The 24820-nt window shown below is 72.6% G+C and carries 1 protein-coding gene; it reads left to right on the plus strand.

What is annotated here, in order from left to right:
- Positions 1-113 precede the first annotated feature (113 nt).
- On the plus strand, positions 114-24820 hold a 24707-nt coding region (locus K8638_RS41170), incomplete at its 3' end, for a non-ribosomal peptide synthase/polyketide synthase (RefSeq protein WP_223760250.1).

Below are 24820 nucleotides of genomic sequence, written 5' to 3' on the forward strand. Positions count from 1 at the left end.
TGTACGAGGGGACCTGGCCGCTCCCCACCTCCGACTCCGGTCCGCCGGGCAGCGGCAACAAACCGCCGTCGCCTGCCCTACCCACACGCAACGTCGATCGCTCGAGAACAGCCATGAGCCGTAGCGGAACTGAGATTGCCATCATCGGTATCGCGGGGCACTACCCCCGGTCGGAGCGCATCAGCGACTTCTGGCGGCAGGTGAGAGACGGCACCGAGCTGGTGTCCTTCTTCACGGAGGAGGAGCTGCTGCGCCGGGGCCTGCCCGCCGAGCTCGTCCGTGATCCGCGGTTCGTGAAGGCCGCCGCGTTCCTTGAGTCCATGGAGCACTTCGACGCCACCTTCTTCGGAGTCCCTCCGAAGGAGGCCGCGCTGATGGACCCCCAGCACCGTCACTTCCTGGAGTGCGCGTGGGAGGCGCTGGAGGACGCCGGCTACAACCCGCAGGGCGTGCCCGGGCGCGTGGGCGTCTACGCCGGCGCCGCCATGGACACGTACCTGCTCTACAACCTGATGCGGAACCCGGTGGCCCTCGCCACCGATCCGCTTCAGCTCCAGCTCGCCAACGACAAGGACTACCTGGCCACGCGCGTCAGCTACAAGCTGAACCTGCGCGGCCCCAGCCACCTGGTCCAGTCGGCCTGCTCCTCGTCGCTGGTGGCCACGCACGTCGCCTGCCAGGCCCTGCTCAACGAGGAGTGCGACGTCGCCCTCGTCGGTGGCGCCTCGGTGCTCGTCCACACCCGCAATGGCTACCTGCACACCGACGGCGGTGTGCAGTCCGTTGACGGGCACTGCCGCAGCTTCGACGCGGACGCCTCGGGCACGGTGCTCGGCAGCGGCGTGGGCTGCGTGGTGCTCAAGCCGCTGGACCGCGCCCTGGAGGACGGAGACACCGTCTACGCCATCATCCTGGGCACCGCGATCAACAACGACGGCAGCCAGAAGGCAGGCTTCACCGCTCCGAGCACCGAGGGCGTGTCCTCGGTGGTGCAGGAAGCCCTGGGCGCCGCAGGCGTGGAGCCGGAGTCCATCGGCTACGTCGAAGCCCATGGCACGGCGACCCGGCTGGGCGACCCGATAGAAGTCCAGGGGCTGACCAAGGCCTGGCGCAAGTACACGCGCAAGAACCAGTTCTGCGCCCTCGGCTCGGTGAAGACGAACGTGGGGCACCTGGACGCGGCCTCGGGTGTCACCGGCCTCATCAAGGTGGCGCTCGCGCTGCGCGACGGCGTGCTGCCGCCCAGCCTGCACTTCAAGCGGCCCAACCCGGCCCTGGACCTGGCCAACTCGCCCTTCTACGTGAATGACCGGCCGCGGCCCTGGGAGCGCCCCCAGGGCGAGCCCCGGCGCGCGGGCATCTCCTCGCTGGGCATCGGCGGCACCAACGCCCACCTCATCCTGGAGGAGCCGCCCCCGCGGGAGCCCTCGGCCCCCGCGGAGCCGCACCAACTGCTGGTCCTCAGCGCGCGCACGCCCGCCGCGCTGCAGCGGGCCACCGACAACCTCGCCCGTCACCTTCAGGAGCAGCCCGAGCTGAACCTGGCGGACGCGGCGTACACGCTGCGGACGGGGCGCCAGCACTTCGACCACCGGCGCTTCTGCGTCGTCCGGGACGCGCAGGATGCGCTCGCGGCACTGTCCTCTCCGGAGCGGCTGCCCACGCGCCAGGTGGCGGGCCAGCGCCCCTCGGTGGCCTTCCTCTTCTCGGGACAGGGCTCGCAGTACGCGGGCATGGCCGCGGGCCTGTACCGGCGCGAGCCGGTGTTCCGCGAGCACTTCGACGCGTGCGCGGAGCGGGTGCGCACCGTGCGGGGGATGGACCTGCGCGCGCTCGTCATGGGCGAGGGCACGGGCGCCGACGAGCGGCTGAAGGCCACGGAGTGGACGCAGCCGGCCCTCTTCGCCGTGGAGTACGCGCTGGCGCGCCTGCTGATGCACTGGGGCGTGCGGCCGGGCGTCATGCTGGGACACAGCGTCGGCGAGTACGTGGCCGCATGCCTCGCGGGCGTCTTCTCGGTGGATGACGCGGTGTCGCTGGTGTGCGAGCGGGGCCGGCTGATGGCGAGCCTGCCCCCGGGCGCGATGACGTCCGTGCCGCTGGCCGAGGACGCGGTGCTGCCGCTGCTGGATTCGGAGCTGTCGCTCGCCGCGGTGAACACCCCCGGGCGCTGCGTGGTGGCCGGGCCCCTGCCGGCGGTGGAGGCCTTCGAGCGTCGCATGGAGGAGCGCGGCCTCAAGGCGCGCCGCCTGCAGACGTCGCACGCCTTCCACTCGGCCATGATGGACCCCATCCTGGCGGAGTTCACCCGCGCGGTGGGTGCCGTCGAACGCAAGGCGCCGAAGCTGGAGGTGCTCTCCAACCTCACCGGCAAGCCCCTGACGGCCGAGGAGGCGACGTCCCCGGACTACTGGGCCCGGCACCTGCGCGGCACGGTGCGCTTCTCCGCGGCGGTGGCGGAGCTGCTGCGCAAGCCGGACCGCCTGCTCCTGGAGGTGGGGCCCGGCAACGCGCTGACGGCCTTCGCGTTGCAGCACCCGGAGCGGGCCGCGGGCGTCGTCGTGTCGCCCACGCTGCCCCATGCCATGGAGCGCGAGCGCGACGTGCCCGTGTTGCTGGAGGCGGTGGGCAGGGCATGGCAGGCGGGCGTCGACGTGGACTGGAAGGCCTTCCAGGGGCGCGCGCGGCGGCTGCGCGTCCCGCTGCCTCCCTATCCCTTCGAGCGGCAGCGCCACTGGCTGGAGCCCACCTCCACCTCGGGGGGCGCGCTTCCGGGAGCCCTCCTGACCCGGAGCGGCTCCGAGACGTCCGGCGCCAGCGAGCCCCTCGCGGCCTCCGCGGAGGGAAGCGCCGCGAGCGGCAACCGCCCGGAGCTGTTCGCGGCCTATGTCGCGCCGCGCGACGAGCTGGAGAAGGCGCTGTGCCAGGTCGTGGGTGAGCTGTTCGGCATCCACCCCATCGGCATCGACGACAGCTTCTTCGAGCTGGGCGGCAACTCCCTGCTGGCCACCCGGTTCGTCTCCCGCCTGCGCTCCGATTTCGGCGTGGAGCTCCCCCTGCTCACCCTCTTCGAGGCGCCCACCGTGGCCGCGCTCGCTCCTCACGTGAGCGCCGCGCAGCGGCGTGGCGACATCGCCCGGTTGCCCCCGCTGGTCCCCGCGCCCCGCACCGGCCCGCTGCCGCTCTCCCTCGTCCAGCAGCGCCTGTGGCTCCTCGACCAGCTCGCGCCGGGCACCGCGACGTACAACATGCCCGCCGCCCTGCGGCTCTCCGGAGCGCTGGACGTCGAGGCCCTGCGCCGCGCCTTCGAGGAGCTGGTGCGCCGCCACGAGTCGCTGCGGACCACCTTCCCGCGGCACGAGGGCTCGCCCCACCAGCTCGTCCACCCGCCCGCGGCCTGGAGCCTCCCGCTGGTGGACCTCGGCCCGCTGCCCGAGGCGCAGCGCGAGGCCCGTGCGCGCGAGCTGGCCATGCAGGACGCCCAGCGGCCCTTCGTCCTGGACTCCGGCCCGCTGCTGCGCACGCAGTTGCTGAAGCTGGAGCCGCGGGAGCACGTGCTGCTGGTGTGCATGCACCACATCGTCTCCGATGGCTGGTCCATGAGCGTGCTGGTGCGTGAGGTGGTGGCCCTCTACGAGGCCTTCCACCAGGGCCGGCCCTCGCCGCTTCCGGAGCTGCCGTTCCAGTACGCCGACTACGCCATCTGGCAGCGGGGCTGGTTGCAGGGGTCCACCCTCCAGGCCCAGCTCGACTACTGGCTCCAGCAGCTCGCCGGCGCTCCACACCTGCTGGAGCTGCCCACCGACTTCCCCCGCCCCGCGGTCCAGAGTCACCGCGGCGCCTCCCTTCCCGTCCACCTTTCCGCTCCGGCCTCCCAGGCACTCAAGGACCTTGCCCACCAGCACGGCGCCACGCCTTTCATGGTGCTGTTGGCCGCCTGGCAGCTGCTCCTCTCCCGCTACTCCGGCCAGGACGACGTCCTCGTCGGCTCTCCCATCGCCGGGCGCACCCGCTCCGAGCTCGAAGGACTCATCGGCTTCTTCGTCAACACGCTCGTCCTGCGCTCCCGCATCGACTCACGCGCCTCCTTCCTGGAGCTGCTCGCCCAGGTCAAGCAGACGACGCTCGCCGCCTTCGCCCATCAGGACGTCCCCTTCGAGAAGCTGGTGGAGGAGGTTCGCCCCGAGCGCAACACCGCCCATCCGCCCCTCGTCCAGGTGCTGCTGACGCTCCAGAACACGCCGGCGGCGTCCCTCGACGTCGCGGGGCTGACGCTTCGGCAGCTTCAGTCCGACAGCGCCTCCGCCATGGTCGACCTCTCCCTCCTCCTGGAGGACGGGCGGGAGGGCTTCACCGGCCACCTCAACTACAGCACGGACCTGTTCGACCCGGGCACGGTGCTGAACCTGGTGCGCCACTTCACCGTGCTGCTGGAGTCAATCCTCGCCGCGCCGGAGCGCCGGCTGGGCGACCTGTCCCTGATGACCGAGGTGGAGCGCCGGCAGGTGGTGGAGGAGTGGAATGCCACGGCCAACGGCGACAGTGAGGCGTCCCTGCCCGCGCTCTTCGCACGGCAGGCCGCGCGCACCCCCGAGGCCGTGGCGCTGGTCTCCGGGGACGCGGAGCTGACGTACGCGCAGCTGGACGTGCGCGCCAACCAGCTCGCGCACCACCTGCGGAGCATGGGCGTGCTGGCCGGTGCCCGCGTCGCCGTGCGCCTGGAGCGTTCGGTGGACCTCATCGTGGGCCTGCTGGGCATCCTCAAGGCCGGCGCGGCCTACGTGCCGCTGGACGGGAGCTGGCCCGCCGAGCGCGTGTCCTTCGTGGTGCGGCAGGCCGGGGCCGGCGTGCTGCTGACCCACTCGAACGTGGCGGAGGAGCTGCCGGAGCTGGGCTGCGTCCTGCTGGTCATGGACGAGGAGGCCTCGCGCATCGCCCGGCAGCCGGAGTCTGCGCCCGAGGTGGACGTGGGCGGGGAGAACCTCGCGTACGTCATGTTCACCTCCGGGAGCACGGGCCAGCCCAAGGGCGTGTGCGTGCCACACCGGGGCGTGGTGCGCCTGGTGCAGGTGGGCACGTTCATGGAGTTCGGGCCCCGGGCGGTCTGGCTGCAAGCGGCGCCGGTGGCCTTCGACGCGTCCACGCTCGAAATCTGGGGCGCGCTGCTGCATGGCTCGAAGCTGGTGCTGGCTCCGCCCGGTGCCCTGTCACTGGAGGAGCTGGGCGCGCTGCTGGTGCGCCACCAGGTCACCTCGCTGTGGCTGACGGCGGCGCTGTACGAGCAGATGGTGGCGAACCAGCCGCGGGCCCTGGCCGGAGTGCTTCAGGTGCTGGCCGGCGGCGACGTGCTGCCGGTGCAGCGGGTGAAGGAGCATCTGGCCCTGATGCCCCAGGGCGCCGTGCTCATCAATGGCTACGGCCCCACCGAGAACACCACCTTCTCCACCGCGCACATCATGTCGGCGGGAGCCGCGGTGGGCCGCTCGGTACCCATTGGCCGGCCCATCGCCGACTCCACCGCGTACGTGCTGGACACCTCCATGCAGCCGGTGCCGCCGGGAGTCCCCGGTGAGCTGTACGTCGGTGGCGACGGCCTGGCCTGGGGCTACCTCAACCGGCCGGACCTCACGGCAGAGCGCTTCGTGCCGCATCCCTTCGCCAGGAGGCCCGGCGCACGGCTGTACCGCACCGGGGACAAGGTGCGCTGGACGGACGACGGCACGCTGGAGTTCCTCGGCCGCACCGACTTCCAGGTGAAGGTGCGCGGCTTCCGCATCGAGCCAGGCGAGGTGGAAGCAGCGGTGCGCCAGGCCTCCGGGGTGAAGGAGGCGGTGGTGGTGGTGCGCGAGGACGTGCCGGGCGACAAGCGCCTGGTGGCGTACGTCGTGCCGGCGGACGCGGAGCAGGGGCTGGAGGTCTCGGCGGTGCGCGCCTTCGTGGCGAAGCAGTTGCCGGAGTACATGGTGCCCTCGGCGGTGGTGACACTGAATGCCCTGCCCCTCAACGCCAACGGCAAGGTGGACAGGAAGGCCCTGCCCGCGCCGGACTCCGGAGGCTCGGAGCCGGGGGCCTTCGTCGCCCCCCGCACGGAGGCCGAGGAGAAGCTGGCGGCCATCTTCGCCAGCGTCCTGGGCCGCGAGCGGGTGGGAATCCACGACGACTTCTTCGAGCTGGGCGGCCACTCGCTGCTGGCCACGCAGGTGGTGACGCGCATCCGCGCCACCTTCAACCTGGAGCTGCCGCTGAGCGAGCTGTTCGCCAGGCCCACCGTGGCGGCTCTCGCCGAGCGCCTCGGGACCACCCAGGGCGGCACTCGCGCTCCCCCCATCACCCGAGCGCCCCGCACGGAGGCGCTGCCGCTCTCCTTCTCCCAGCAGCGGCTGTGGTTCATCGATCAGCTCCAGCCGGGCGACACCCTCTACAACGTGCCCCTCGCCCTGAACCTGGAGGGCACGCTGGACGAGTCCGCCTTGCAGCGCAGCTTCGACGAGCTGGTGCGCCGCCACGAGTCGCTCCGCACGAGCTTCCATACCGTCGAGGGACAGCCCGTACAGGAGATCCATCCCGCCGCCGCGGTACCCATGGCGCGGGTGGACCTGTCGGACATCGAGGACCCGGCCGCGCGGCGGGCCCAGGCGGAGCGCCTGACCCATGAGGAATCGCGCCGTCCCTTCGACCTGACCCGGGGCCCGCTGCTGCGTCTCCTGCTGCTGAAGCTGAGCGCGCGGGAGCATGTGCTGGTGCTCCACCTGCACCACATCGTCTCCGACGGCTGGTCGCTCGGGGTGCTCGTCCGCGAGCTGACGGCGCTTTACGAAGCCTTCCTCGCGGACCAGCCCTCGCCGCTGCCGGAGCTGCCGGTGCAGTACCCGGACTACGCGGCATGGCAGCGCGCCTGGCTCCAGGGCGACACGCTGCGCGAGCGGCTCGGGTGGTGGGAGCGGCAGCTCGCGGGCGCGCCGCAGGTGCTGGAGCTGCCCACCGACAAGGCACGCCCCGCCGTTCTCTCCCACCGCGGCTCCATGCTGCCCGTGCACCTGCCGCTCCCGCTCGCAGAGCAGGTGGAGGCGCTGGCCCAACGTGAGGGCGTCACGCCCTTCATGCTGCTGCTGGCCGCATGGCAGACGCTGCTGTATCGCTACTCGAACCAGGACGACCTGCTGGTGGGCTCGCCCATCGCCAACCGCAACCAGGGTGACACCGAGGGCCTCATCGGCTTCTTCGTCAACACCCTGGTGCTGCGCGCCCGCTTCACGCCGGAGTTCACGTTCCGCCAGCTCGTGGCCCAGGTGCGCGACACCACCCTGGGCGCGTACGAGTACCAGGACGTCCCCTTCGAGAAGCTGGTGGAGACGCTGCAGCCGCAGCGGGACATGAGCCGCACGCCGCTCTTCCAGACCATGTTCGCCCTGCAGAACGCTCCGGTGCCGGAGCTGTCGCTGCCGGAGCTGTCCGTGCGTCCGGCGCTCTTCGTGGACAACGGCGTGGCGCAGTTCGAGCTGACCCTGAGCCTGAATCGGTCCGCGGAGGGCTTCACCGGGGCGCTCAACTACAACACCGAGCTGTTCGAGGAGAGCACCGCGGCGCGGTTGATCACGCACCTGCGCGTGCTGCTGGAGACGGTACTCGCCGCGCAGGACGTCCCGCTGTCCCGGCTGCCGCTGCTGACCGGCAGCGAGCGCCAGCAGGTCCTCGTCGACTGGAACGACACGCGCGCCGACTACCCCTCCACCGCCACCATCCACCAGCTCTTCGCCGCCCAGGCCCGCCGCACCCCCGACGCCGTCGCCGTCGAGTTCCTCGGCCAGACTCTCACCTACGCCCAGCTCGACGCCCGCTCCAACCAGCTCGCCCGCTACCTGCTCTCCCTGGGCGTCGGGCCCGAGTCCCGCGTCGGCCTGTGCCTGCCTCGCAGCCTCGAAATGCTCGTGGGCCTGCTGGCCATCCTCAAAGCCGGTGGCGCCTACGTGCCGTTGGACCCGGCCGCTCCCGCCCAGCGCCTGGCCTTCCTCTTCGAGGACTCCGACGTCGCCGCCGTGCTGTCGCTGGAGCCGGTGGCTCGCGCGCTGCCGCCCCACTCGCGCCCCACCGTCCTGCTCGACTCCGCCTGGGAGCGCATTTCCCAGCAACCCGCTGACGCGGTGACGGTGCCCTCCAGCGCCGAAGCCCTCGCCTACGTCACCTATACCTCCGGCTCCACCGGCACTCCCAAGGGCGTCGCCGTCCCCCACCGTGCCGTGCTTCGCCTCCTGTCCGGCATGCCCTCCTGGCACCTGGGGCCCGACGAGGTCGTCCTCCAGCTCTCTCCCCTCGTCTTCGACCCGTCCGTCCTCGAAGTCTGGGGCGCGCTGCTCAGTGGCGCACGCCTCGTCGTCTACCCGCCGCACACCCCCGACGTCGAGGAGCTCGGCCGCCTCCTCGTCGAGCGCCGTGTCTCGGTGCTCAGCATGGCCACCGCCCTCTTCGACCAGCTCCAGCAGCACCAGCCCCACGCCCTGGCCCACGTGCGCCAGGTGCAGGCCGGCGGCGAGGCCATGCCCGTGCAGCGCGTGCGTGAGCGGCTGGCCCAGGGCCTGCCCCTCATCAACGCCTACGGCCCCACCGAGAGCACCACCATCACCACCCTCCACCTGCTTCAGCCGGGTGACTCGGTGGGGGCCTCGGTGCCCATTGGCCGCCCCATCCTCAACACCCAGGTGTACGTGCTGGACGAGGCCCTCCAGCCGCTGCCGGTGGGCGTGCCCGGTGAGCTTTTCATCGGCGGCGACGGCCTGGCGCGCGGCTACCACGGCCGGCCGGCCCTCACCGCCGAGCGCTTCGTGCCCAACCCCTTCAGCCCCCAACCCGGAGCGCGGATGTACCGCTCGGGTGACAGGGTGCGCTGGAGGGCGGACGGGACGCTGGAGTTCCTCGGCCGCCTGGACTCGCAGGTGAAGGTGCGCGGCTTCCGCATTGAATTGGGCGAGGTGGAGGCGGCGCTGCGCTCTCACGCGGCGGTGGCCGAAGCGGTGGTGGTGGTGAGGGAGGCGCGGCCCGGCGACAAGCGGCTGGTGGCCTACGTCACCCAGGCCGCCTCGCGGCAGGAGGCGCTCGACGCCGAGGTGCTGAGGACGTGGCTGCACCAGCGGCTGCCGGAATACATGGTGCCCTGGGCCATCGTCCCGCTGGAGGCGTTGCCGCTGACGCCCGCCGGCAAGGTGGACCGCAAGGCCCTGCCCGCGCCGGACGCGCCGGTGTCCAGCCGTGGGGAGTACGTGGCGCCGCGCACGCCCACGGAGCAGACGCTGGCGGAGCTCTTCGCCCAGGTGCTGGGCGTGGAGCGCGTGGGCGCGCAGGACGACTTCTTCGCGCTGGGCGGTCACTCGCTGCTGGCCACGCAGTTGGTCTCTCGCGTGCGCTCCGCCTTCAAGACGGAGCTTCCGCTGCGCGCCCTCTTCAGCGCGTCCACCGTCGCCCGCCTCGCCGAGCAGGTGGAGGCAGCGCTCCTCTCGCGAGCCCAAGCGCCCGGGACGCCACCGCTGTTGCCCGCTCCCCGCGACGGAGACCTGCCGCTGTCCTTCGCCCAGCAGCGGCTGTGGGTGGTGGACCAGGTGCGTCCCGGCGGCAGCGACTACAACATGTTCGCCGCGCTCCGCCTGGAGGGCGCGCTGGATGCGGAGGCGCTGCGCCGCTCGCTGGAGTACCTCGTTGCCCGGCACGAGGCCCTGCGCACCACCTTCGTGCTGAAGGCGGGGCAGCCCGTCCAGGTGCTCCACCCGACCGCGGACTGGACGCTTCCACTGACCGACCTGGGCGGCCTGCCGCCCGAGGCACGTGACGCCGAGGCGCGGCGGCTCGCCACCGAGGAGGCCGGCAGGCCCTTCAATCTGGGCACCGGCCCGCTGCTGCGCGCGCGGCTGATCCGCCTGGACGCGGCGCAGCACCTGTTGGTGCTCGTCATGCACCACATCGTCTCCGACGGCTGGTCCATGGCGGTGATGGTGCGCGAGGTGGCGGCGGCCTACGAGGCCTTCTCCGCGGGCGGGACGCCCACGCTCCCGGCGCTGCCGGTGCAGTACGCGGACTTCGCGGTGTGGCAGCGCGGATGGCTCCAGGGAGACGTGCTCGCGCGGGAGGTGGCGTGGTGGAAGGAGCAGCTCGCCGGGGCGCCGCTGGTGCTGGAGCTGCCCACCGACAAGCCGCGGCCTTCCATCCTCTCCGAGCGGGGCTCTGCCCTGCCCGTCCACCTGCCCCGTGAGCTGTCCGAGCGGGTGGCCACCCTCGCGCGCCAGGAGGGCAGCACGCCCTTCATGGTGCTGCTGGCCGCGTGGCAGGTGGTGCTGTCGCGCCACAGCCGGCAGGAGGACCTGCTCATCGGCTCGCCCATCGCCGGCCGCCGCCAGGGCGAGCTGGAAGGGCTCATCGGCTTCTTCGTCAACACGCTGGTGCTGCGCGGCCGAGTGCGCGCGCGGGACTCCTTCCGCGAGCTGCTGCGACAGGTGCGGGAGACCACCCTGGGGGCGTACGAGCACCAGGACATCCCCTTCGAGAAGCTGGTGGAGGAGCTGCACCCCCAGCGCGACCTGAGCCGCAACGCGCTGGTGCAGGCCGTCTTCTCGCTGCAGAACATGCCCACGGGCGAGCTGAAGGCGCCGGGCCTCACCCTGCGCCCGGTGGACCTGGACAACGCCACCGCCCGCTTCGAACTGAACCTCACGCTCACCGAGTCGCCGGACGGACTACGCGGCTTCCTCGAATACAGCACCGACCTGTTCGAGGCCCCCACCGTGGCCCGCATGGCCGGCCACCTGCGCACGCTGCTGGAGTCCGCGGTCACCACGCCTGACCGGCCCCTGAGCACCCTGGAGCTGCTCACCCCCGCCGAGCGCCGGCAGGTGCTCACGGAGTGGAACAGCACCGGCTTCGACTACCCGCGCGAGGCCTGCATCCACCACCTGTTCGAGCAGCAGGTCTCCCTGCGCCCGGATGCCATCGCCCTGGAGTTCGGGGAGCAGCGCCTCACCTACGCGCAGCTCGAGGCGCGTGCCAACCAGATGGCGCACCTGCTGCGCTCACACGGAGTGGGCACGGACTCGCTCGTGGCGGTGTGCCTGGAGCGCTCGCTGGAGCTGGTCGTCTCGCTGCTGGCCATCCTCAAGGCAGGTGGCGCCTACGTGCCGCTGGACGCGTCGTACCCGGCGCAGCGGCTGGCCTTCATGCTGGAGGACGCTCCGCCGCGGCTGCTACTCACCTCGCGCGAGCTGCGCTCCCGGCTGCCCGTCGCTGAGTCCGTGCCATGCCTCTTCGCGGAGGAGCTGCGTCTGGAGGGCCAGCCCACGTCCGCGCCCGGCGTGCCGGTGGGCCCGCGCAACCTCGCCTACGTGGACTTCACCTCTGGCAGCACGGGGCGCCCCAAGGGTGTGGCCGTGGAGCACCGGGGCGTGCTGCGCCTGCTGCACGGCGTGGACTACGTCCACATCGGGCCGGACGAGACGTTCATGCTCGTCGCCCCCATCTCCTTCGATGCCTCCACGCTGGAGATCTGGGGCGCGCTGATGTTCGGCGCCCGCCTCGCCGTCTTCCCGCCGCAGCCCCCCAGCGACCTGGAGCTGCTGAACACCGTGCTCAAGCGCCACGGCGTCACCACGCTCCACCTCACCGCGGGTCTCTTCTCCCAGGTGGTGGACCACAAGCTCGAGGCACTGCGTGGCTTGCGGCAGCTCCTCACCGGCGGCGACGTCGTCTCGGCGCCGCATGTCCGGCGCGTGCTGGAGACGCTGCGCGTACCCGTCACCAATGGCTACGGCCCCACGGAGAACACCGTCTACACGAGCTGCTTCCGGGTCGAGCGTCCGGAGGACGTGGGCGCCACCCTGCCGATCGGCGCGCCCATCGCCAACACGCAGGTGTACGTGCTGGACGCGGACATGCGGCCGGTGCCCATCGGCGTTCCGGGGGAGCTGTTCATCGGCGGTGAGGGCCTGGCCCGCGGCTACCTGGCCCGGCCGGACCTCACCGCCGAGCGCTTCGTCCCGAACCCCTACTCGCCCACGCCCGGCGAGCGCCTCTACCGTACCGGTGACCTCGTCCGCTGGCGTCCCGACGGCCGGGTGGACTTCCTGGGGCGCATCGACACCCAGGTGAAGGTGCGCGGCTTCCGCATCGAGCTGGCCGAGGTGGAGGCCGCCGTCCTGTCCCACCCCGCCACGAGGGAGGCCATCGTGGTGGTGCGCGAGGACGTCCCCGGCGACAAGCGCCTCGTTGCCTACGCCGTCCTCACCACGCCCCAGGCCGTGGACGCCGCGGCCCTGCGCGAGCACCTGCGCCAGCGGCTCCCCGAGTACATGGTGCCCTCGGCCTTCGTGGTGCTGCCCGCGCTGCCGCTGAGCCCCAACGGGAAGGTGGACCGCAAGGCCCTGCCCGCGCCGGCCTCCACCGGAAGCCAGGGGCGCTACGTGGAGCCGGCCAATCCGCTGGAGCAGCGGCTCGCGGTCCTCTACGCCCGCGAGCTGGGCGCCGACCGGGTCGGCGTCAATGACCACTTCTTCGACGACCTGGGCGGCACGTCCCTGTCCGTGGTGCGCATCGCCGCGCGCCTGCGCGAGGAGCTGAAGCGCGAGGTGCCCGTGGTGTGGCTCTTCGAGCACCCCACCGTCCACGGCCTCGCCCAGCGCCTGGAGCGCGAGGCGGGAGCGGAGCAGAAGCCCGCCCTCGAGTCCCGTCCACGCACCCGTGGAGGCTCCGAGGCCGCCGGCTCGGGGCGCATCGCCATCGTCGGAATGTCGGGCCACTTCCCCGGTGCCGCGTCCGTGGAGGAGTTCTGGAACAACCTGCGCGAGGGCATCGAGTCCATCTCGCGCTTCTCCCAGGAGGAGCTGGAGCACGCGCCGGGACTGCCCGAGGGCATGGAGCTGTGGCAGCACCCGGCCTTCGTCCCCGCGGCGGGCGTGATCGACGGCATCGACGAGTTCGACCACGCCTTCTTCGACATGTCGCTGCGCGAGGCGCAGTGGCTGGACCCGCAGCAGCGGCTCTTCCTCCAGGTCGCGTGGAGCGCGCTCGAGGACGCCGGCATCGCTCCCTCGCGCTACCCCGGCGACATCTCGCTGTACGCGGGCGCCACGGGCTCCGGCTACACGGAAGCCGTCAGGGAGACCCTGCCGCTGGACGGCGCCGCGCACTTCGAGCTGTACGGCACCGCCACGCACGAGAGCCTGGCCACGAAGACGGCCTTCAAGCTGGGCCTCACCGGTGAGAGCACGCTCGTCTACACCGCGTGCTCCACCGGCCTGGTGGCCATCCACCTCGCCTGCCAGAACCTGCTGTCCGGTCTGTCCGACGCGGCCGTGGCGGGCGCCGTGCGTGTCAACGTGCCGCAGCGCACCGGGTATGTCTGGCAGGAAGGGATGATCCTCTCCCCGGACGGGCACTGCCGCGCCTTCGACGCGAAGGCCCAGGGCACCGTTCCCGGCAACGGCGTGGCGGCCGTGGTGCTCAAGCGCCTGGAGGACGCCCAGCGCGACGGCGACTCCATCTATGCCGTCATCCGGGCCACGGCCACCAACAACGATGGCCGCAACAAGTCCGGCTTCACCGCGCCCAGTGTGAAGGGGCAGGCCGCCGTCATCACCCGGGCCCTCACCCACGCGGGCGTGGAGCCGAAGGACATCGGCTACGTGGAGGCCCACGGCACCGCGACGCCGCTGGGTGACCCGATTGAGGTGGCCGCGCTCCAGCGCGCGTACGGCCTCGGGGCCGAGCACCGGGGCACCATCGCCCTGGCCTCGCTGAAGACCAACGTCGGCCACATGGACACGGTGGCGGGCCTCGCTGGCGTCATCAAGGTCGCGCTGTCGCTGCACCACGGAGAGATTCCTCCGAGCCTGCACTTCGAGCGCCCCAACCCGCAGATCGACTTCGATTCCGGACCCTTCTTCGTCAACACATCCCTGCGGCCGTGGCCGAGGGGCGAGACGCCGCGGCGCGCGGCGGTCAGCTCCTTCGGCGTTGGCGGAACCAACGCCCACGCCGTGCTCGAGGAATCCCCCATGTCGTCCCAGAGCGGCTCCACCCGGCGCTCCCACCAGCTCGTCACGTTGTCCGCGCGCTCGCCCGAGGCGCTGGAGGCGGCGTCGCAGCGGCTCGCCACGCACGCCGAAGGCACCGGGGCAGCGCTGCCGCTGGCGGATGTGGCCTTCACGCACGCCGTGGGCCGCACGGACTTCGAGCACCGGCGCGCGGTGGTGGCCCGGGACATGGGCGACCTGGCCCGGCAGCTCCGCAAGCCGTACACGCCGATGAAGGTGAAGGACCTGGAGGCGGCGCGCCGTCTCCGCGTGGCCTTCGTCTTCCCGGGCCAGGGCGCCCAGCAGCCAGGCATGGGCCGCGAGCTGTACGAGGCCGAGCCCGCCTTCCGTGCGCACGTGGACGCGTGCCTCGCGCTGCTGGACGAGTCGCTGCGCGCCAGGGTGAGCGCGTTGCTGCGGGCCGAGCCGGATGCGAAGGACGCGGAGACGGCCGCGCTGCTGGCGGACACCCGCGTGGCGCTGCCGGCGCTGTTCACGGTGGAGTACTCGCTGGCACGCACCTGGATGGACTGGGGGGTGAAGCCGTACGCGGTGCTGGGCCACAGCTTCGGCGAATACGCCGCCGCGTGCGTGGCGGGTGTGCTGCCCCTGGAAGACGGGCTGAAGCTGGCCGTGGTGCGCGGTGAGCTGATGCACCGCATGCCCCCGGGCGCCATGCTCGCGGTGGCCACGTCCGAGGCCCAGGTGTCGCCGCTGCTGTCCGGCCGCCTGGAGGTGGCCACCGTCAACGCGCCGGACCGGTGCGTGGTGGCGGGTCCCGTGGACGAGGTGGAGCGGCTGCGCGAGGAGCTGAAGCGGCGTGGCGTGGGGGCGGTGCGCATGCCGGCGCCCCATGCCTTCCACTCGGCGGACGTGGAGCCGCTGATGGCGGAGCTGGAGCGGGCGGTGGCGTCGCTGCGCCGCTCGGAGCCGGCGCTGCGTTATGCCTCCAGCGTCACCGGCACCTGGGCGACGCCGGGAGCCCTGGCCGAGCCGCGCTACTGGGCGGCCCAGATGCGCCAGCCGGTGCTCTTCACCGGCGCGGTGGGGGCCCTGCTGGAGGAGGGCTGCGGCGTGCTGCTGGAGGTGGGGCCCGGCCAGGACCTCACGCCGTTCGTGCGCTCGTGCCTGGGACAGGACCGTGAGCGGGTGAAGGCGCTGGCCACGCTGCGGCGTGGCGGCTCCACCACGGAGTACTCGGGCCTGTTGCAGGCCATGGGCGAGCTGTGGGCCGTCGGCCTGGAGCTGGATTGGGACGCTTTCTACGAGCACGAGCAGCGCCTGCGCGTGCACCTGCCCACCTACGCCTTCCAGAAGAAGCGCTGCTGGGTGGAACCGCGCGCCGCCGCTCCGGCCCGGCCGGTGCTCCCCACCGGGGCTCCGGCCCTCCCCGCTTCGGCTCCGACGCCCACGGCCGCCGCGGCTCCGACGCCTGAGCGGGGCGCTCCCGTGTCCGGCGCCGTGCGCGCCCCCGCGGCTCCGGCGTCCCCGTACGCCACGACCGTGCCCGCCGCGGTGACCGCCGGTGCCGGGACCGCCGCCTCCGCTTCGCCGTCAACGTCCGTGCCCCCCGCGGCCCCCGCCTCGGCGGGCCCTGCCCGTGAGGACGCACCGCGCGGAAGCACGGAGGAGCGCGTGGCCGCGCTGTGGCGCGAGCGCCTGGGCCTGGACTTCGTCGGCCGCGACGACAACTTCCTGGAGATCGGCGGCAACTCGCTGATGGCCGCGCAGCTGCTCAACCAGCTCCGCGATACCTTCGGCGTCCAGCTCCCCCTGGCGGCCCTCTTCGAGGCCCCCACGGTGGCCGGCATCGCCGAGCGCCTGGAGCCGCTGCTGAAGCAGGCCCCCGCCGCGCAGCCGACCCGCGAGCTGCCGCTGGCGCCGCAGCCCCGCACCCGCGAGCTGGCCCTGTCCTTTGTCCAGGAGCGCGTCTGGAAGCTGGAGCAGTACCGGCCCGGGCTCTCCGCCTACATCATTCCCGTCGTCATCCGCCTGGAGGGCGCCGCGGAGGTGGAGCCCCTGGAGCGAGCCCTCCAGGAGATCATCCGCCGCCACGAGGCGCTGCGCACCACCTACGACGTGGTGGATGGCCGTCCTGTGCAGCGATTCCACCCGCACGTGCACGTCCCGCTGGTGAAGGTGGAGCTCACCGGCACACCCGAGGAGCGCGAGGCCGAGGCCATGCACCTGGCCCGAGAGGATGCGGCGAAGCCGTTCGACCTGGTCAACGGCCCCGTCCTCCGCACCACGCTGCTGAAGCTGCGGCCCGACGTGCACATCCTGCTGGTGGCCGTCCACCACATCGTCTTCGACACGCTGTCCGCATTCATCTTCGTCCAGGAGCTGAGCCAGCTCTACACCGCCTTCCGCCAGGGCCGGCCCTCTCCGCTGCCGCCCCTGCCCGTCCAGTACGCGGACTTCGGCGAGTGGCAGCGCCGCAACATCGCCGAGCACCTGCTGCACGAGCAGGAGCAGTGGTGGCGCCAGCGGCTGGCCGGCCTGCAGCGACGGATCGATCTGCCCACCGACAGGCCCCGGCCCACCGAGTGCCCGCTCACCTCGGAACGCATGGTGGTGAGCCTCCCGCCCGCGCTCGCCCGGGAGCTGCTGGCGTTCGGCAAGCGTGAGAACTTCACCGCGTACATGACGGTGCTGGCCGCGTGGAAGACGCTGCTGCACCGCTACAGCGGGCAGACGGACATCATCGTCGGCACGCCCATCGCCAACCGCACCCGTCCGGAGCTGCTGCCGCTCATCGGCTACGTGGCCCACTCGGCCGCGTTCCGCACCAGCTTCGCGGACGACCCGACCTTCCGCGAGCTCCTCGCACGCGTGCGCCAGGAGGTGGCTGACACCCAGGCCCGCCCGGACGTGCCCTTCGAGTTCCTGGTGGAGCAGCTCCTCCCGGGCAAGGACATCGGCAGGGCGCGCATCACCGACTCCGTCTTCGTGTACCACAGCAACAACAACGCCGGCGGCGACGCGTCCGTCGACATGACGGGCGTGCGGGCCTCCGTCATCGAGGTGCCGGGCACTCCCGTCCAATGGGGCGCCACGCTGGCGGACGTGACGCTCATCCTCACCGAGGAGCCCGGTCACATCTACGGCGCGCTGGAGTACGCCACCGAGCTGTTCGACGAGGCCACCGCCCGGCGCATGCTGGAGCACCTCCTGGTGCTGCTGGCCGCGGCCCTGGCGGCACCGGATGAGCGGGTCTCCCGGCTCCCCCTCGTCACCGAGACGGAGCGGCGCGCCTGGCCGCTGCCGCGGTCCACGCCCGCCTCCGCCTCCGTGTCCTCGCTGCTCGCCGGGCGTGCGCGCCGCACGCCGGACGCGGTGGCCACCACCCAGGGCGGGCGGATCTGGACGTGGGCGGAGCTGTCCACCCGGGCCGGCAATGTGGCCGCGCGCCTGCGGGCGCTCGGCGTGCGCGCGGGAGAGCCGGTCGCGGTGTGCCTGCGGCCCTCTCCGGAGAAGCTGGCCACCCTCTGGGGCGTGCTGGAGGCCGGTGGCGCCGCGGTGGCGCTCGGCTCGTCGGACCTGGGTGCCCTGGGCACCTATGCGCCGGAAGGCGCCGTCGCGCCGCTGCTCATCACCTGGCGCGGCGCCGTCCACCCCGTGAAGCTGGACGCGTCGCGGGTGCTGTACGTGGAGGACGCGCTGGAGCCCGCCGTCGCGCCGGCCTCGCTGAGTCCCGCGATGCCGGCGCCGGACGCCCTGGCCTGGCTGCTGCCCGCGGGCTCCGGCAGGCCCGCATGGTCCTTCAGCCACCAGGCCCTGGCGGAGCTGTTCACCGCGCTGGACGGGCGGCTGCGCCCCTCCAAGGGCGGCACCTGGCTGGCCGCCGTGGAGACCTCCGCGGAGCGGCCGGAGCTGGAGTCGCTGTGGGCCCTCACCCGCGGCCTGCGCGTGGTCTTCCCGTCCGAGCAGATGACGGCGCAGCTGGTGCGCCTGGGCGGTGGGGGTCCTCGCACGCGCGCCATGGACCTGAGCCTCAGCTACTTCGCCAACGACGAGGACTCGATGACGGGTCCCAAGTACGAGCTGCTCTTCGAGGGCGCGAAGTTCGCTGACACCAACGGCTTCCACGCGGTGTGGACGCCCGAGCGGCACTTCCACTCCTTCGGCGGCATCTATCCCCAGCCCGGCGTCATCTCCGCCGCGCTGGCCGCCGTCACGCGCAACCTGCGCCTGCGCTCCGGCAGCGTGGTGCTGCCGCTGCACGACCCCATGCTCATCGCCGAGCAGTGGTCCGTGGTGGACAACATCTCGGGTGGCCGGGCGGACCTGTCCATCGCCACCGGCTGGCACGTGCACGACTTCATCTTCAACCCGTCCGCGTACGAGGACCGGCGCAACATCCTGCTGCGCAACCTGGCCACCCTGCGCGCGCTGTGGCGCGGGGAGAAGCTCCGGCGCAAGGGCGGCGGCGGAGTCGACGTCGAGGTGGGCCTGCGCCCGAAGCCGGTGCAGAAGGAGCTGCCCATCTGGATGACGGCCACCGCCAACCCGGAGACCTTCCGCCTGGCGGGCGAGATGGGCGCGGGCGTCCTCACGGGCCTGTTCGCGCACTCGCTGGAGGACCTGAAGCCGAAGGTCGCGCTGTACCGCGAGACGTGGCGCCGCAACGGCCACCCCGGCCGGGGCCACATCACCTGCATGCTCCACACCTTCATCGGTGAGGACGAGCAGGAGGTGCTGCGCCTGGTGCGCAAGCCGTTGCTGTCCTACTTCCGTGGCTCGGCGGAGATCACCGCCTCGCTGCTGGCCGCGCAGGGGCACCAGGGGGAGATCAACAAGGTGTCCGAGGAGGACATCAACGCGCTGCTGGAGCACGGCTTCGAGCACCACGCGATGAGCACGGGCCTCATCGGCACGGTGGAGAGCGGGCTGCGGCGCCTGCAGGAGGTGCGCGAGGCGGACGTGGACGAGGTGACGTGCCTCATCGACTTCGGCCTGGAGACGCCGGTGGTGATGGAGGGCCTGCGCAGGCTGGCCCAAATCCGCGAGCGGATGGTGGCCGAGGCGTCCGTCCGCCAGGAGCAGGTGCTGGTGGAGGGCAGCCAGGGCGTGGACGAGCTGCTGGCGCTGGCGCGCCAGTCCGGAGCCGTGCTGCTGCACACCTCGGCGCGGCTGGCGCGCACGCTGGCGGAGCTGCCAAAGGCCCGCGAGTCGCTGGGGACGGTGGGGGCGCTGGTTCTGGAGGGCGCGTCACCGGAGCTGGCCACGTCACTACACAAGGCCGCGGGCGTGGAGGTGCTGCTGGCGGGCGACGCCGTGGAGGGGGCGCTGCTTCCGCGTGCCCCGGGTGAGCGCGTGCCGTCGGGCCTCCAGGCCTGGGTGCTGGACGAGGCCGGCCAGCCGGTGCCGGTGAATGTCGTGGGCGAGCTGGCGCTCGAAGGCGCCGGGGTGCCAGGGGGCCTGTGGCGCGCGGCCGAGGAGGAGCGCCGCCGGCTGGTGCCCCACCCGCTCGGCGCTTCCCAGAAGCTCTACCGCACGGGCCGGCATGCCCGCCTGCGCGCGGACGGCCGCGTGGAGTCCGTGAACCTTCCGGCCGCCAAGGCGCCCATGCCTTCCGCGCCGGCCGCGAAGATGCCCGCCCCTCAGGCGCCGCGTCCGCCCGCCCCGGCGGCTCCGGCGCCTCTCACGGCCACCGTGCCGGGCGCGCCGCCGCCCATCCCGCGCGCGCCGAGGAACGGCCCCCTGCCGCTGTCCTTCGCGCAGCAGCGGCTCTGGTACCTGCAGCAGCTGGACCCGGCGAGCACGGCGTACAACAACGCGTCCTACTTCCGGCTCCAGGGAGTGCTGGACACCCGGGCCCTGCAGGCCGCGCTGGACGGGCTGATGGAGCGGCACGAGGCGCTGCGCACGACGTACGCGCTCACGGAGCGCGGCGCCGTGCAGGTCATCCACCCCACAGGCACCCTGCCCATGCCCATGGAGGACGTTCCCGGCGCCACGCCCGAGGAGCGCGAGGCGGCCCTGCTGCGCCGCTGCGTGGAGCACTCGCGCTTGCCCTTCGACCTGGAGAAGGGCCCCGTGGCCCGCGCGCTGCTGCTGCGCATGGGCCCCGAGGACCACGTGCTCAGCCTGGCGATGCACCACGTCGTCTCCGACGCGTGGTGTGGCTTCATCGTGGCCCAGGAGCTGCCCATCCTCTACGCGTGCTTCAGCGCCGGCCTGCCCTCGCCGCTGCCGCCGCTGCCCGTGCAGTACGCGGACTACGCGGCGTGGCAGCGCAACTACCTGGAAGGCACGGTGCTGGACGGGCAGCTCCACTGGTGGAAGGAGCAGCTCGCCGGGACGCCCGCCCTGGAGCTGCCCACGGACCTGCCGCGCCCGGCGGCCCAGTCCTACTCGGGTGACACGTACCGCTTCGAGTGGCCGCGCGAGCAGTCCGAGCCGCTGCTGGCGCTCGGCCGCCGCGAGGGCGCCACGTCCTTCATGGTGATGATGGCGCTCTACCAGGCGCTGCTGAGCCGCTACGCGGGCCAGGAGGACTTCGCCGTGGGCACCCCCGTCGCCGGCCGCAACACGCCGGAGGTGGAGGGCCTCATCGGCTGCTTCGTCAACACGCTCGCGTTCCGCTCGCGTCTGTCCGGGGCGCCCAGCTTCCGGCAGCTCCTGGCCCGCGTGCGCAAGCAGGCGCTGGACGCCTACGCGCATCAGGACGCCCCGTTCGAGCGCCTCATCGACCTGCTGGGCGTTCCGAGGGACTTGAGCCGCACGCCGGTGTTCCAGGTCATGCTCAACGTGCTCAACACGCCGGCCATGGAGGCGAAGTCGCCCACCCTGCGGCTGAGCGCGGTGGAGGTGCCCTCGGGGACGGCGAAGTTCGACCTGGGCCTGGACGTCTGGGAGCGCCGCGAGGGGCTCGCCTTCAGCATCGAGTACGCCACCAGCCTCTTCGAGAAGGCCACCGCGCAGCGGCTGGCCGGGCACCTGGCCGTGCTGGCCCGTGCCGTCGTCGAGTCGCCGGACACCCCGCTGCCCCTGCTGCCCCTGCTCACGGACGCGGAGCGCCGGCAGGTGCTGGTGGAGTGGAACGACACGCGCGTGGACTACCCGCGCGACGCGAGCATCCACCAGCTCTTCGAGCGGCAGGCCACCCTCACTCCCGGCGCCATCGCCGTGGAGTACGAGGGCCAGCGCCTCACCTACGCGCAGCTCGACGCCCGCGCCAACCAGCTCGCGCACCACCTGCGTTCGCTGGGCGCCGGCCCCGAGTCCCTCGTCGGCGTGTGCATGGAGCGCTCGCTGGAGATGGTGGTGGCCCTCTTCGGCGTCCTCAAGTCCGGCGCGGCCTACGTGCCCATGGACCCGGCGTACCCGAGCGAGCGGCTGGCGTGGATGCTCGAGGACACGGCCGCGCCGGTGATTCTCCTCCAGCAACACCTGAGCGGCATGCTGCCGCCCCACTCGGCCCGGGTGCTGTTCCTGGACTCCGAGTGGGCCACCGTGGCGCGCCAGCCCGACTCCCGCCCTGCCCCGCTGGCCGGACCGGAGGCGCTGGCCTACGTCATCTTCACCTCCGGTAGCACCGGCCGCCCCAAGGGCGCGATGAACGCGCACGCGGGCGTCGTCAACCGCCTGTTGTGGATGCAGCAGCAGTACGGCCTCACCGCGGCGGACACGGTGCTGCAGAAGACGCCCTTCAGCTTCGACGTGTCGGTGTGGGAGTTCTTCTGGCCGCTGATGACGGGAGCGCGGCTGGTGGTGGCCCGTCCGGGCGGGCACCAGGAGCCGGACTACCTGGTGCGCGTCATGGCCGAGCAGCGCGTCACCACGGTGCACTTCGTGCCGTCCATGCTGCGGGCCTTCGTGGAGGAGCCGGGGCTGGAGCGCCTCCCCCACCTGCGCCGCGTGGTGTGCAGCGGCGAGGCACTGCCGGCGGACGTGGTGCGCCGGGCGTACGCGCGGCTCCCGGTGGCGGAGGTGCACAACCTCTACGGCCCCACCGAGGCGGCGGTGGACGTCACGTACTGGGCGTGCCCGCGTGGGGAGTCGCGGCGGAGCATCCCCATTGGCCGGCCCGTGGCCAACACCCGCATCCACCTGCTGGACCGACATGGCCAACCGGTGCCGCCGGGTGTGTCCGGGGAGCTCTACATCGGCGGCGTACAGGTGGGCCGTGGCTACTGGCGCCGGCCGCAGCTCACCGCCGAGCGCTTCGTTCCGGACCCGTTCAGTGACACGCCGGGCGCGCGCCTGTACCGCACGGGCGACGTGGCACGCTGGCTGCCGGACGGCACGGTGGAGTACCTGGGCCGCGCGGACTTCCAGGTGAAGCTGCGGGGCTTCCGCATCGAGCTGGGTGAAATCGAGAGCGCGCTGCTGGCGTGGCCCGGCGTGCGCGACGCGGTGGCGGTGGTGCGCCAGGACGCGGCCGGCGATCAGCGCCTGGTGGCCTACGTCACAGGCGACGGCGGGACGCTGGACGAGGCGGCGCTGCGGGCCTCCCTGCTGAAGCAGCTGCCCGAGTACATGGTGCCCTCGGCCTTCGTGCACCTGGGAGCGCTGCCGTTGACCCCCAGCGGCAAGGTGGACCGCAAGGCCCTGCCCGCCCCGGAGGCCTCGGTGGCGAAGCGCGGCCAGTACGTGGCGCCGTCCACGCCCACGGAGTCCGCACTCGCGGAGATCTTCTCGCAGGTGCTGGGCGTCACGCGCGTGGGAGTCCACGACAGCTTCTTCGAGCTGGGCGGCCACTCGCTGCTGGCCACCCAGGTGGTGGTCCGCGCCCGCGCCGCGCTGGGCGTGGAGCTGGGCCTGCGCACCGTCTTCGAGGCGCCCACCGTGGCCGCGCTCGCCGCGCGCCTCGATGCCACGCGAGAGCCCGTGCGCCCGGCGCTCGCCGTGCCTCCGCTGACGCGCGTGGACCGGGGCTCGGCGCTGCCCCTGTCCTTCGCCCAGCAGCGGCTGTGGTTCTTCAGCCAGCTCGGCACCGCGGACAGCCTCTTCAACCTCCCCTTCGTCCTGAAGTTCGAGGGCGAGCTGGATGAGGCCGCGCTCCTGCGCGGCTTCGAAGAGTTGGTGCGGCGCCATGAGGCGCTGCGCACCACCTTCCGCGATGACGCGGGCCAGCCCGTCCAGGTCATCCACCCCACGGGCTCCGTGCCCGTCCAACGGGTGGACCTGTCGGACCTCCAGGACGCGTCCGAGCGGCAGGCCCGGGCGCGGGCCCTGGTGGCCGAGGAGGCGCTCCGTCCCTTCGACCTGGCCACGGGCCCGCTGCTGCGCGTGCTCCTGCTGAAGCTGGCGGCGAGGGAGCACGTGCTGGTCTTCAACGTGCACCACATCGTCTCGGACGGGTGGTCCAACGGCGTCATCGTCCGGGAGATGGCCGCGCTGTACGCCGCCTTCCGGCAGGGCCGGCCCTCGCCGCTGCCTGAACTGCCGGTGCAGTACGCCGACTACGCTGTCTGGCAGCGCAGCTGGCTCCAGGGCGAGGTGCTGGAGCGGCAGGTCGGCTACTGGCGCGAGAAGCTCGCCGGCGCCCCACACCACCTGGAGCTGCCCACCGACAAGCCGCGTCCGCCTCGGCTGACCTTCGAGGGCGCCTCGGTGCGGATGGACCTGCCCCGCGGGCTGAGCGAGGCGGTGGAGGCCCTGGCGAAGCGCGAGGGCGCCACGCCGTTCATGGTGCTGCTGGCCGCGTACCAGTTGTTGCTGCACCGGTACTCGGGCCAGGAGGACGTGCTGGTGGGCTCGCCCATCGCCGGCCGCCGGCACGCCGAGTCCGAGTCCCTCATCGGCTTCTTCGTCAACACGCTGGTGCTGCGCACCCGCCTCCAGGGCACGGACACCTTCCGTGAGCTGCTGGCACAGGTGCGCGACACCACCCTCGGCGCCTACGAGCACCAGGACCTGCCGTTCGACAAGCTGGTGGAGGAGCTGCAGCCGCCTCGCGACCCGGCCCGCGCGCCGCTCTACCAGGTCACCTTCACCCTGCAGAACGCGCCCGAGGGCGAGCTGGCCCTGCCGGGCCTGACCCTGCGCCCCCTGGAGACCGACTTCCCCGTCACCCGCTCCGAGCTGGAGCTGCTGCTGACGCGCGGCGAGGACGGCTTCACCGGCGGGTTCAACTACAACGTCGCCCTCTTCGAGCACGCCACGGTGGAGGGCATCGCCCGGCAGCTCAGCGCACTGCTGGAGGCGGCGGTGCGGTCGCCGGACGAGGTGCTGTCGAGGCTGCCGCTGCTGTCGGCCGAGGACCGCCGCCAGGTGCTGACGGCCTGGAATGACACAGCGGTCGACTACCCGCGCGATACACCCATCCATGAGCTGTTCGCGCGGCAGGCCGCCGCCACTCCCGACGCGGTGGCATTGACGTCGCGCGAGCATCGGCTCACCTATGCCGAGCTCGACAAGCGCGCCAACCAGTTGGCACGGCATCTGGTCCTGCTGGGCGTGCGTCCGGGCGCCCGGGTGGGCCTGAGCGTGGAGCGCTCGCCGGAGCTGGTGGTGGGCCTGCTGGGCATCCTCAAGGCCGGCGCCGCCTACGTGCCGGTGGATGCCAACTCCCCGGCCGAGCGCATCTCCGTCCTCCTGCAGGAGGCGGGCGTCAGCGTGCTGCTGACTCAGCAGCACCTGGCCGATGAGCTGCCGGCGCTGGGCTGCCCGCTGGTGGTGCTCGACGAGGAGTGGGACGTCATCGCCCGGCAGCCGGCCACCGCGCCCGAGGTACGAGTGGGCGGCGAGGCGCTGGCGTACATCATGTTCACCTCCGGCAGCACGGGCCGCCCCAAGGGCGTGTGCGTGCCTCACCGGGGCGTCGT

The organism is Myxococcus sp. RHSTA-1-4, assembly GCF_020037125.1.
GTDB lineage: Bacteria > Myxococcota > Myxococcia > Myxococcales > Myxococcaceae > Myxococcus.